Origin of the sequence: Luxibacter massiliensis (genome assembly GCF_900604355.1) — a bacterium.
Taxonomy (GTDB): Bacteria; Bacillota; Clostridia; order Lachnospirales; family Lachnospiraceae; genus Luxibacter; species Luxibacter massiliensis.
The window spans coordinates 2,959,283-2,972,240 of record NZ_UWOE01000001.1; the positions used below are offsets into that span (position 1 = coordinate 2,959,283).

At 45.4% G+C, this 12,958-nt stretch carries 11 protein-coding genes; 5 read left to right on the plus strand and 6 right to left on the minus strand.

The genetic code is table 11. From position 1 onward, the window contains the following. Window positions 1-21 precede the first annotated feature (21 nt). The 3 genes from proS to EFA47_RS13615 form a co-directional block, all read right to left on the minus strand. Complete coding sequence (proS, locus tag EFA47_RS13605) at window positions 22-1,464, minus strand: proline--tRNA ligase (protein ID WP_122643772.1); 1,443 nt, start codon at window positions 1,462-1,464, stop codon at window positions 22-24. Between the two features lie 43 nt (window positions 1,465-1,507). After that, a complete protein-coding gene (locus tag EFA47_RS13610) occupies window positions 1,508-2,632 on the minus strand; it encodes a toxic anion resistance protein (RefSeq protein ID WP_122643773.1) in 1,125 nt (374 codons plus the stop codon). 66 nt (window positions 2,633-2,698) lie between these two features. Further along, the gene (locus tag EFA47_RS13615; protein ID WP_122644549.1) at window positions 2,699-3,991 is read right to left on the minus strand and encodes a 5-bromo-4-chloroindolyl phosphate hydrolysis family protein; all 1,293 of its coding nucleotides are present in this window, start codon (window positions 3,989-3,991) and stop codon (window positions 2,699-2,701) included. A 157-nt stretch (window positions 3,992-4,148) separates the two neighbouring features. Between EFA47_RS13615 and EFA47_RS13620 the strand changes: the two genes are divergently transcribed. Then, window positions 4,149-4,895, plus strand: a complete 747-nt coding sequence (locus EFA47_RS13620; protein WP_122643774.1) for an RluA family pseudouridine synthase — start codon at window positions 4,149-4,151, stop codon at window positions 4,893-4,895. 205 nt (window positions 4,896-5,100) lie between these two features. Here EFA47_RS13620 and spoVG read toward each other — a convergent pair whose 3' ends face one another. The 3 genes from spoVG to EFA47_RS13635 form a co-directional block, all read right to left on the minus strand. Next, window positions 5,101-5,394, minus strand: coding sequence for a septation regulator SpoVG (gene spoVG / locus EFA47_RS13625; protein WP_122644550.1), 294 nt, complete (start codon window positions 5,392-5,394; stop codon window positions 5,101-5,103). 71 nt (window positions 5,395-5,465) lie between these two features. Next, window positions 5,466-6,584 carry a glucose-1-phosphate adenylyltransferase subunit GlgD gene (glgD, locus tag EFA47_RS13630; RefSeq protein ID WP_122643775.1) on the minus strand — a complete coding sequence of 373 codons (1,119 nt, stop codon included), beginning with the start codon at window positions 6,582-6,584 and terminating at the stop codon, window positions 5,466-5,468. Beyond that, window positions 6,581-7,855, minus strand: a complete 1,275-nt coding sequence (locus EFA47_RS13635; RefSeq protein ID WP_122643776.1) for a glucose-1-phosphate adenylyltransferase — start codon at window positions 7,853-7,855, stop codon at window positions 6,581-6,583. The genes glgD and EFA47_RS13635 overlap by 4 nt, the downstream gene beginning before the upstream one ends. A 283-nt stretch (window positions 7,856-8,138) precedes the next feature. Here EFA47_RS13635 and murC point away from each other — a divergent pair, with 283 nt between their 5' ends. From murC to EFA47_RS13655, 4 genes are all read left to right on the plus strand, one after another. Continuing rightward, entirely contained in the window at window positions 8,139-9,515 is a 1,377-nt protein-coding gene (gene murC / locus EFA47_RS13640; protein WP_122643777.1) for a UDP-N-acetylmuramate--L-alanine ligase, read from the plus strand. 145 nt (window positions 9,516-9,660) lie between these two features. Beyond that, entirely contained in the window at window positions 9,661-10,728 is a 1,068-nt protein-coding gene (locus EFA47_RS13645) for a DnaD domain protein (RefSeq protein WP_122643778.1), read from the plus strand. Window positions 10,729-10,741: 13 nt separating this feature from the next. Next, on the plus strand, window positions 10,742-11,767 hold the full coding sequence (locus tag EFA47_RS13650) for an ATP-binding protein (RefSeq protein ID WP_122644551.1): 1,026 nt from the start codon (window positions 10,742-10,744) through the stop codon (window positions 11,765-11,767). Next, window positions 11,740-12,939, plus strand: coding sequence for a ribose-phosphate pyrophosphokinase (locus EFA47_RS13655; protein ID WP_122643779.1), 1,200 nt, complete (start codon window positions 11,740-11,742; stop codon window positions 12,937-12,939). The genes EFA47_RS13650 and EFA47_RS13655 overlap by 28 nt, the downstream gene beginning before the upstream one ends. Window positions 12,940-12,958: the final 19 nt, after the last annotated feature.

Here is a 12,958-nt window from a genome sequence, read left to right on the forward strand (position 1 = left end):
TCCCAATAGTCTCCAAATATATTAATAGGATTTGCCCCAATATACCATGTGCTTCGCCGGCTTCCCACAGCATATGCAAACATCAGAAAGCTGTTCTTCATCCTCTGGGATACATCTGGAAGATGCCCCTAACGTCTGTGCCTTAATCTCGTCCTCACATTCCTGGCTGCCACACCACATAGCCTTTATGAACCCTCTGTTCTGCTGGAATTTCCGGTTCATTTCCTCCATTGTAACAGCGGCGTCAATATGAGAATCCAAAAATGCTTTTGCCCTGTCAAACATATCCCTCTGAATGTCCTCAAGGATTTCTGAAAGCTTTTCTGTAATCTCATCTAAAGATACTATTATCTTCTCTCTCGTATCCCGACGTACCACTACAACCTGATTCTGCTCTATGTCCTTTGGCCCTATCTCAATACGGGTAGGAATCCCAAGCATTTCCTGCTCGCTGAATTTCCAGCCAGGACTCTTATCTGAATCGTCTATTTTCGCCTTGTATCCCGCCTCACTCAGCCTGCCAAGCAGCTCATTTGCTTTCTCCAGCACCCCTTCTTTGTGTTGTGCAATGGGAATAACCCTTGTCTGGATTGGTGCGATCCTTGGAGGCAGCACAAGTCCGCTGTCATCTCCATGCACCATGATAATGGCACCGATAATCCTTGTAGAAAGTCCCCAGGATGTCTCATAGACACTATGAAGCTCATTGTTTTTATCTGCGTATTTAATATCAAAGGCATCTGGAAAGGCATTTCCAAAGAAATGGCTGGTGGCAGATTGGAGCGCCTTCCCGTCGTGCATGAGGGCTTCTACAGTATATGTGTCACGGGCGCCCGCAAATTTCTCGCTCTCTGTCTTCCGTCCGGTTATAAGAGGAATGGCCAAATCTTCCTGTATAAAGTCCCTATATACATCCCGCATTGTCAGGGTTCTCTGCTCTGCCTCCTCATAGGTGGCATGGATCGTATGCCCCTCCTGCCACAAAAATTCCCTGGAGCGCAGAAAGGGCCTTGTTGTTTTCTCCCACCGGAGCACGGAGCACCACTGGTTCCAAACCTTCGGCAGGTCCCGGTAGGACTGCACGCTTTTACTCCACAAATCGCAAAACAGTGTCTCTGATGTGGGGCGGATACAAAATCTCTCCTGAAGCCTCTCCAAACCACCATGAGTTACCCACGCCACTTCAGGGGCAAATCCCTCGATATGGTCCGCCTCCTTCTGGAGCAGTGTCTCTGGAATCAGGACAGGGAGATATACATTTTCTACGCCCGTATCTTTAAAACGTTTATCTAAATCAGCCTGTATATTCTCCCAGATTGCATAGCCGTTGGGAAGATAATTCAGGCACCCCTTTACACCAGAATAATCGCACAGTTTAGCTTCTCTCACCACATCCGTGTACCACTGCGCAAAATCCTCCTCCCTCGAGGTAATTGATTCCACTAATTTCTTATCCTTTGCCATAGTTAGTCTCCTTTTCTTAATATCCGGGACTTTCCCGTTTTCACTATAGCTGAAGCAGTTTCTGCTTCAGCTCACCCTCCAGCCGGATCATCTCCCGCTCAGCCTCCTGGCGTTTTTGGCGGCCCTCCTGCTGGATATGCATCACCTCATCGAGAGTACTGATCAAAGATTCATTGGTTGCTTTTAATGTCTCTATATCTACAATCCCTCTTTCGGACTCCCGGGCAGTCTCTACTGTAGCCATCTTCAGCTTCTCCGCATTCTTCTTCAGCAATTCGTTTGTCATGTCTGTCACCTCGCGCTGAGCCGCAGCAGCCTGTGCAGAATGCTCCACACCAAGAGCCAGAACCATCTGGCTTTTCCAGAGAGGTATTGTGTTCACAATTGTAGACTGTATTTTCTCCACCATCAGTGTATCATTGCCTTGTACAAGCCGGATCTGGGGAGCCGTCTGTATAGAGATCGTCCTTGTCAGCTCAAGATCATGAATTTTTTTCTCAAACCTGCTGCACATAGAATCCAGATCCCTGGCGGCCTGTGCATCCTCTGGAAGTCCGCTGTTCTTTGCTTTTAAAAGAAGCTGAGGCAGAGATACTGCCCTGACTTCCCCCAGCTTCTTTTTCCCCGCCAATATATACATAGAAAGTTCTTTAAAATATGTCAGGTTTACCTCATACATTTTATCCAGAAGTGCAATATCCTTCATCAGCTGTACCTGATGGTTCTCAAGCACCTTGCAGATCTGGTTAATATTGGTCTCCGCTTTGGCATACTTGGCCCGCATGGCAGTGATCTTATTAGATGTTTTCTTAAAAATCCCCAGAAACCCTTTCGATTCTTCTTCGTCAAAATCCCGGAGTTCCCTCACCACCCCCGAAAGCAGTTCTCCTACCTCTCCTAAATCCTTTGTTTTCACATTTTCGAGAGCCGCCTCAGAAAAATCAGCCATTTTCCTCTGTGTCCCCGCACCATATTGCAGTATCACAGAGGAATTGGACAAGTCAATTTGAGAGGCAAAATTATCCACTGCCCGCCTCTCCTCCTCAGACAAAACACTGTCATCAAAAACAGGTTTCTCCTCCACAGGCCGCACTTCTTCTTTTCCCTCTGGAAAAGGCTCCAGAGTGAGCGTGGGCGTTGTGGCAAACTGTTCAAATTCGTTGTTCATTTTATTCCTCCATTTGGCAAAAGTGAATCCCAGGACGGGCATTCATTAAACCCAAAGATATTCCGATTAAAAGTCATCCCGTGTCAGCCCTTCCTGGGCCAGCATTGTATTAAGCACGGAAATATCAGCAGATACATCCCATGCCGTATCCTGAAACAGGCTGTCCAGCAGCTTCTCAAAGGCTATATTCAGAGTATCCAGTGTATTCTCGATCTCACCTTTAGAGGAAAGGATATTCTCCCCCTGCACAGGCTGTGCATCCAGCTCCTCGTATGCCTCCAGCAGCTTGACCGTAGTGGGAAGATAATACTCCATCAGCCTCCTCACATCCGGTATACAGTCAGGGTTCTGCTCTACTCTGTCAAAAATCCTGTCGACTAACATTTCTATCCGGGATATTTTTGCTGAAATCTCTTCTCCCAAAATAGCATCATTGCATTCCCGGATCTTCCTGACATATTCGTCACCCGCCTGTATGACCTCCTGTACCTGCGGATCCAATGCCTGCTGTTTGCTTGCACGGCGTTCTCTGGCCAACTCTTCCTCCTTCTTCTGCTCTTCCATCCGCATCATCAGGTCTGTATACTGTATATACGCATCATTACTTACTATCAGGCATGTTTTCTGCCTGTCTAAATGCCCCTGCTTAAACCATCCCTTCTGTATCATTCTTTCTATATCCTTAACCGCATACTTGACAGACTTCTTGCTGCTTTCTGCCAGTTCTTTAATTTCACAGTACTCTTTCCCCTCCATCTGCCTGATATATGCTTTAAACCGCTTGATTCTGCCCAGCAGCGCAGTCCCCCTGCTGCCTAGAATAATGCCGCCCAGTGTAAAAATAGCCAGCATACCTGTCAGAATGGCGCCCCCAGCGCCAAACTCCCCTGTCACGGCTGCACCAATTAAAGTAAAGATCCCCATGAGCAGCATAATCAAAGTCACGACGCCCCCTGCTGCCGCCAGAAAAATCCCTTCTGCCTGTACACCTGCAGTCTTTTTGAACAGCTCAGAATATTTCCTCTCTGCCACAGCAGTCTGAGCCTGGCCCGGCTCCGGTTTCTTTATATCCCTGCCATATGCCTGTCCGTCCTGTTTCCCATAATAGCGGTACTTATCCCAGGCCTGCCCTCTTCTTCCCTTTTGCTGTGCCTGGCTTCTGGCCTGCTCTTTCATATTCTGTGCAGTCCTGTCCACAGCGTCGCCTACATTTTGGAAACTTCTCCCGAGGCTATCCATGGCACCATTTATTGTATTTGAAATCGTCTGGTTCAGCCTGTTAAAGTCTCTGGAATCAACCGCATCCTGTACTGTCCTGCGAATGTCTTCACCAAACCTCTCCCAATCCTGATATGACATATCTTCCACCTGTGCTTTCCGTCTTGCTTTTACAATAAAGTATACTGGATATACTTTCAAAAATCAATGTACTTGACCTCTTTCTTCGTTTGTATGATAATCAGTGTAGTCAGATTCTTCTGAAAAGTCAAGACTGCTGCAGGAAGGAGCAAATGAAATGATACCTGAAATTTTATATGAAGATGAGGATATACTAGTGTGTGTTAAGCCGCCGGGTCTCCCTACCCAAAGCGGCCGTATTGGAACCCCCGATATGGTCAGTGTCTTAAAGAACCACCTATACCGGCAGGGAAAGAGACAGATATCTGCGCAGACCTCCCCTGTATCCAACCTTAATACATCCCCATATCTGGCCGTCATACACAGGCTGGACCAACCCGTAGAAGGACTTCTGGTATTTGCCAAAACCCCTGCCGCTGCCCGCGGCCTGAACATCCAGCTAACTACAGGAGGCTTTGGCAAACATTACCGGGCGCTGCTCACAGCCATCCCCCCCAAGCCAGAAGGGGATATTGAGGATTATCTCCTGAAAGATAAGGCCTCCAATACTTCCCGGGTCTGCCCTCCCGATGCCCCCGGCGCCAAAAAAGCCTCTCTGCATTATAAAATCATAGAGACATATGATTCCTGTGCCCTGGCAGAAATTACCCTCCGCTCTGGAAGGCATCATCAGATCCGGGTGCAGATGGCGCACCTGGGATGTCCCATCATGGGGGACTTAAAATACGGAACCCTGCTCCCCCCTAGTTCATCACTGGCAGCATTTACCAGGCAGAGAAGGCTTTGGCTTGTCGCCTGCCGTCTGTCTTTTTTACACCCCCGAACAAACAAGCCGCTTAAGTTCCAGTTAAACCGGCTGCAGTCATTTGCAGACATAGCTGCCGGAAAAATGGATATCTCATGACAGAACGCCTGTAATCCCCCAAATAGCCAAAGACCCCGATGCAGGCATAGGGGCGTCAAACTAGCGGCGATACAAATATCGGGGGATCAGACCCCCCGAGGCAGTCGCCAGGGTGACATGTAAGCATGTCCCCCCGGCCCGTTGCTGGGGCACATAAAACAAGGCCGCTGCAGTTACTAACCGCAGCAGCCTTTCTCTTATTTGTTTACATTTCCCCAATAACCATTCCCATTTCTGGTTCTTCTTCAACCGCTTCTGTATATTTCTCCAGAATGGTACTTTGAATTCTCTCTCTGGTGCCAGAATTGATAGGATGTGCAATGTCCCTGTACTCACCATCCAGGGCCTTTTTGCTTGGCATAGCTATAAACAAACCTTTCTCACCCTCAATCACCTTAATATCATGAACTACAAATTCATCATCAATGGTGATTGAAACAACCGCCTTTAGCTTGCCCTCCTTTGCTACCCTGCGCACACGCACGTCTGTGATCTGCATAAATTCAAGTCTCCTTTCTCCGCCTGCATTAGCCTGCAGCCTATTGAGCAGAGCCTCAATAGACATCACCTTTATAATGCATACCGTTCGTTTTTCTCAACTACCACTTTCACGCCATTCTCACCAACATGCCTTGTGTTTGCTCTAATTGTCCCACGGCTCTCAACGACACAGTTCTCAATATATGTATTGTCCCCAAGATAGACATCGTTCAGAATAATAGAGTTTTTAATCACACAATTGTTACCGACAAATACCTTTTTAAATATTACAGAATTCTCAACTGTACCATTAATGATACTTCCACTTCCAACCAAGCTATTCTTCACCACGGCCCCCGGGTTATATTTTGCTGGGGGCAGGTCACTTACCTTGGAATTAACTGGTGGAAGCTCTCTGAAGAAGTAGTTGCGGACTTCGGGTTTCAGGAAATCCATATTTGTCTGATAATATGCATCTACTGTTGAAATGTTGTTCCAGTAGCTGTTTATCTTATAACCGTATATCTTCTTCAGATTCTTATAACGAATCAAAATATCGGTTACAAAATCGTGTCTCTCCTCCTCGGCGCAGTGTTCTATAAGATCTATCAGCTGCCTCCTGCGGATGATGTATATCCCTGTTGAGATAGTCTGGGAATGGGCCACCATCGGCTTCTCCTCGAAGTCTTTGATCCGTGCCGTTTCATTCATCCGCACTGTGCCAAAACGCGTTGCATCCTCCCCAGCCTCCAAATCTTTACAAACGACAGTAATGTCCGCCTTTTTGGCTATATGGTATTCAAGCACCTTATTGTAATCCAGCTTGTACACTGCATCCCCGGATGTGATGATCACATAGGGTTCGTGACACTTTTTCAAAAAGTCAAGATTCTGGTAGATGGCATCTGCTGTACCCCGGTACCAATAACCATTCTCCGCCGTAATCGTGGGGGTAAATACAAATAATCCTCCCTGTTTTCTTCCAAAGTCCCACCATTTAGAAGAATTCAAATGCTCATTCAGCGACCTGGCATTATACTGTGTCAGAACAGCCACCTTCTGAATATGTGAATTCGACATATTGCTCAGGGCAAAATCAATCGCCCTGTAACTTCCAGCCATAGGCATGGCAGCCACTGCGCGCCTGGATGTCAGCTCCAGCATCCTCCTGTTGTTGCCCCCTGCCAGAATTATCCCTACTGCTCTCATACACTTTCACCTGCCTTTATTAATGTCTCACCGCTTGCAAGTACTCCATCACTGTAATCATCTATGGATGTAACACCACTAATGGCGGTATTCTTACCAATCTGTACGCCGGACGGTATCCGCGAATTCTCTCCCACAGTTGCAAGTCCGCCGCTGTATATATGGGGCTTCTCTCTGTTGGGAACCTCGCTGCCTATACCAATCACCACATTGTCTGCAATGTCTGTGCCCTCCGCGATAATTGCCTTATCTATCACACAATTATCCCCTATTTTTACATTACGCATAATGATAGAATCCCGGATGATACTTCCCTTGCCGACAGTCACCCCGCTTCCAAGCACAGAACTGTGGATCTCCCCATAAATCTCTGAGCCATTACTTATAATACATCTGTCAACAACAGACTGTTCTGAAATATACTGGGGCGGGATATTGGCGCTGTTCGTATAGATTTTCCAAAACTCTTCATATAGGTTAAACTCAGGGATAATATCGATCAGCTCCATATTAGCCTCCCAATATGAGCTGAGGGTTCCCACATCCTTCCAGTATCCGTTATACTCATATGCAAACAGCCTCTTGCCATGCTCATGGCAATATGGGATGATATGCTTTCCAAAATCACAGTTGGGCTGCTCTGACAATTTAAGCAGCGCATCCTTTAGTACCGGCCAGCTGAATATGTAAATCCCCATTGACGCCAGGTTGCTGCTGGGCTGTTCAGGTTTCTCCTCAAATTCCTTAATCCTGCTTTCTTCATCTGTAACGACAATTCCAAAGCGGCTGGCCTCTTCCATGGGAACAGGCATAGCGGCTATGGTCACATCCGCCTTGTTCGCCTTGTGGAAATCTAACATCACTTCATAATCCATCTTATATATATGGTCCCCAGATAAAATCAGTACATAATCAGGATTGTATGTCTCCATGTAATCCAGATTCTGGTAAATGGCATTCGCCGTGCCAGTATACCACTCACTGCTTGTACTCTTTTCATATGGGGAAAGTATAGTCACGCCTCCAACATTGCGGTCCAAATCCCATGGGATGCCAATCCCTATATGTGTATTCAATCTTAAAGGCTGGTACTGTGTCAATACTCCTACAGTATCCACGCCTGAATTTATACAGTTACTAAGCGGAAAATCAATAATACGGTACTTCCCCCCAAAAGCTACGGCCGGCTTGGCCACTTTTGCGGTAAGAACACCGAGTCGACTGCCTTGTCCGCCAGCTAACAGCATAGCAATCATTTCCTTCTTAATCATGTCGTCACCTCGTTTCTAGTTAATTGCATTCATTATAACACATATTTTCTTTCTGTGCACATTTTTTACATTTTTTTAGCTTAAATTTTAACCTTTTTGTAAATTTTGCACAAAAAGAACTTCTTTAAAAATTCCCCACATATAGTATAATATAAAAAGTGGTTGTCGTTTATGACCATTTTCAAGAAATTTGTGTAATAGTTTAGTATCTTTACGCATAACAGATATAATTTAAGGCCGCTGTCTGGACTATTACAAATTTATTAAGGGAAGGAAATTATTTATGTATAAAATTGATTTTGAAAAGCCAATCCACATACACTTTATAGGAATTGGCGGTATCAGTATGAGCGGACTGGCTGAAATATTGCTGAAAGAAGGTTTTACAGTTTCCGGTTCAGATTCCAGGAAATCACCATTAACTATACAATTAGAGGAAAAAGGCGCTCAGATTTTTTATGGACAGAAGGCAGAAAATATCATTGACGGCATTCAGTGCATTGTCTATACTGCCGCCATTAGCCGTGATAATGCAGAACTTATTGAAGCCGTTTCTAAAAAGATCCCCATGCTGTCCCGCGCTGAACTTCTTGGCCAGCTCATGAAAAATTATGAGACACCTATTGCAGTTTCTGGTACCCATGGAAAAACTACTACTACGTCCATGATTTCGCATATACTCCTGGAAGGCAAAACAGACCCTACTATATCAGTAGGAGGAATCCTTAAAGCAATCGGCGGAAATATCCGTGTGGGCAGTTCAGGTACCTTCATAACTGAAGCCTGCGAGTATACAAACAGTTTTCTGCATTTCTTCCCTAAAATAAGCGTCATACTCAATGTAGAAGAAGACCATTTAGATTTTTTTAAAGATCTCGAAGATATCCGCCATTCATTCCACCAGTTCGCCGCACTGCTCCCTGCTGACGGAACGCTGGTCCTCAACGCAGATATTAAAGACAGCTCAGAAATTTGTGACGGGCTGAACTGCCATATTATACGCTACGGCAGCTCGGCGGATGCAGACTACAGCGCCCGTAACATCCAGTATGATGAAAAGGGGAGAGTTTCTTTTGACCTTGTGCGCCGCGGCACCCTGGCAGAACATATCGCCCTTTCCGTTACCGGAGACCACAATGTATCCAACGCCCTCTCTTCAATAGCAGTGGCAGAGCTGCTTCATATCCCTATGGATGTGATCCAGAAAGGGCTGCTGTCCTTTTCAGGCACTGACCGCCGTTTTGAATACAAGGGAACTGTGGGCGGCGTTACAATCGTAGATGATTATGCTCATCATCCAACTGAAATTACCGCCACTCTAAAGGCAGCGCAGCACTATCCCCATCAAAAACTCTGGTGTGTGTTCCAACCCCATACCTACACTAGGACTAAGGCTTTTTTCCGTGAATTTGCCGAGGCCCTGTCTCACGCTGACCATGTAGTTTTAGCGGATATTTATGCAGCGCGGGAAACAGATACCCTTGGCATCTCGTCCCAGGACCTTGCGGGGGAGATCCGTACTCTGGGGACCGATGTCCATTACTTCCCTTCCTTTAACGATATCGAGAATTTCCTCCGTACAAATTGTTCTTCCGGAGATTTGTTGATAACTATGGGGGCAGGGGATGTTGTAAACATCGGAGAAGATCTCTTAAAATAGGACTTATCCACATTTTCCACACAGAGTTATCTACAAAAAACCTTGAGTTACCCACGAAAAAGTGCTTTTTCCATCTTCAATATGGTGCTATAATACCTTTACGCATGAGAGACGAAATAGGAAAATCAAAGGGTGGGAATACAAAATGAAAACACTAACTCTGAAAAACAAATTCCAGGCAAATGTGACCCTGGTTACAAATGATTTTATAGATAATTATATGGCGGCAGCCAACGGTGAGTTTGTAAAAGTTTATTTGTTTTTACTTAGGCATTTGGATGATTCCTGTTCTGGTTTGACAGTTTCCACAATTGCCGACTGTCTGAATAATACTGAGAATGATATATTGAGAGCCTTCAGATACTGGGAATCCGAAGGCCTTTTAAGTCTGGAGAATGATGAGAATGGACGGATAATCGGAATTGGACTGGAGCGGACCCCTTCTCCCGTATCAAGAAGAGTGACCGTCCCTAAAGATTCTTTCCTATCCCCGGATGCCGGCTGCCATGGGGACATGCCCCAGGCGCCCTCTGAACCCGCCCTGGGCAATAACGCCATCCCTTTAACTTCTTTTAAGGCACAGAAGGAGATGAAATCTCTGCTCTTTATTGCGGAGCAGTATCTGGGCAAGACTTTGTCCAGGACAGATGTAGATGCCATTACATATTTTTATGAGTCCTTAAACATGTCTGCCGATTTAATCGAATATTTAATTGAGTCCTGTGTTGAGAACGGCCATAAAAGTATCCATTATATTCAGAAAGTCGCCCTTTCCTGGAATGACAGCGGTATAGTAACAGTAGAGCAGGCTAAACAGCGTTCAGCAGATTACAATAAGAACTGTTATACAGTACTTGGCGCTTTTGGCATCCGTGGAAGAGGCCCTGCCCCCGGTGAGGTTGCCCTTATCCGTAAATGGACAGAACAGTATGGGTTTACTCTGGATATTATTCAGGAGGCCTGCAGCCGTACCATCGCGGCTACCCATCAGCCCAGCTTTGATTATGCAGATACTATACTTACCAGGTGGTACGATAACCAGGTCCGCCACCTGAAAGACATTGCAGCGCTAGATACTGCTTACCAAAAGGAAAAGGCTGCCCGCAGATCTTCGGAAGCCAGGCCAAAACCTGTCTCAAAGAATTTGAACAATTTCGAGAGACGGGCATATGATATGGATTCTTTGGAAGAACAACTATTAAACAGTAATTAGAAGGAGTATGCCTGTGGGACTCAAACCATCTCAATACCAGGAAATTATGCGCGGTTATGAACGGCTTCAGCTTCAAAGCCGTGATATTATGGCCCAGCGCTATGAGGAAGTATACAAGATGATCCCTGAATTTGAATCTTTGGATCATTCCATCTCTGTTCTGTCTGTACAATATGGCCGGAAATTTCTCAATGGGGACGAGCACGCAGTGGACTCCCTGAAAAATGAGCTCTCTATGCTCCGGGAGCAGAAAAAAAGGCTTCTGCATGGCTCAGGCTTTCCTGACGATTATTTAGAACCTGTCTATGAGTGTACGGACTGCCAGGATACAGGATACGTTCATAATCAAAAATGCCACTGTTTTAAAAAGAAGGTAATCCGTATCCTCTATAAGCAGTCAAACCTAGAACAGATATTAAAGCTTGAGAATTTTAATACTTTTTCATTGGACTTTTATTCAGCTAACTACATAGATCCAAAAACAGGGCGTTCTTCATTACAAGTAATACAGGATGCCCTTCAAATATGCCATCATTTTACCGACTCATTTGGCCGGGAATTTCACAATTTATTTTTATATGGCGATGTGGGGGTAGGAAAGACTTTCCTCACGAACTGTATTTCCAAGGAGCTAATGGACAGAGAATTTTCTGTTCTATATTTTTCGGCTTCCAAATTCTTTTCTATACTTGCCAAAAATACATTCGATAAAAATAATATTGATGCACAGAATTTATATGAATATATCTTTGACTGTGATTTATTGATAATCGATGATTTAGGCACCGAATTTACAAATTCATTTATAGCTTCTCAATTTTTTACCTGCATCAATGAAAGGCTCTTGAGCCGTAAATCCAGTATTATATCAACCAACTTATCATTGGATACACTGGCTGACCTCTATACTGAAAGGGCGTTCTCCAGAATTACAAGCAAATACACGATGCTGAAGCTGATTGGCGACGATATCAGAATTAAAAAGAAATTACGAAACAGGGAGGATCATTCATGTTACACCGCACAGAAAGAAATTTAGAAAATATACCAGTAGGGGCCCTCGGCCTGATTTTGGTGCCGGGCTGCGAGGAGCTTGGGGCAAAGGTCAACGATTATCTTGTGCAATGGAGGCGTGAAAGTGCCATCGAGCACAAAGAGGATATCGCATTCTCCGGCTATGAGAGGGACAATTATATTATAGATGCCAGTGTACCAAGATTCGGCTCTGGTGAGGCAAAAGGGATTATTAAAGAATCTGTCCGTGGAAAGGATTTATATCTTTTGGTGGATGTATGCAACTACAATGTTACCTACTCACTGACAGGAAACATAAACCATATGTCGCCTGATGATCATTTTCAGAATTTGAAGCGGGTCATTGCCGCTATTGAAGGCAAAGGCCGCCGTATCAATGTTATCATGCCATTCCTATATGAGAGCCGGCAGCATAAAAGAAATGGAAGGGAATCTTTGGACTGTGCCCTCGCCTTACAGGAACTTGTCCGTATGGGCGTAGACAACATCCTCACTTTTGACGCCCATGACCCCCGTGTCCAAAATGCAATCCCCCTCAGCGGTTTTGAGACAGTTCCTCCTACGTATCAGTTTATAAAGGCTCTTTTGCGCAATGTGGAGGACCTGCAGATGGACAGCAGGCACATGATGGTCATCAGTCCCGATGAGGGTGGGACAAACCGTGCTGTCTACCTGGCCAATGTACTCGGACTGGACATGGGCATGTTCTATAAACGCCGGGATTATACCCGGATTGTAAATGGCCGGAATCCTATTGTTGCCCACGAATTTCTGGGCAGCTCAGTGGAAGGAAAGGATGTGATTATCATAGATGATATGATTTCCTCCGGCGACAGTATTATTGAAGTGGCTACTGAGCTGAAACGGCGCAAGGCCAACCGTATTTATGCGGCTGCAACCTTTGGCCTTTTCACAAATGGCATGAAAAAATTTGATAAGGCCTATGAGGATGGCATCATTACCGGAATTTTAACTACCAACCTAATCTATCAGTCTCCAGAGCTCCTCTCCAGGCCCTACTATATCAACTGTGACATGAGCAAATACATTGCCCTCCTGATCGATACCCTCAACCACGACGGATCTATCAGCACTCTTCTCAATCCCAATGAGAGGATACAGCATGTGCTTTCTCAATACACCAATGCAGGGAACACCCTTTCAGAAACAGTATAATATCTTTTCAGAGTGTCCT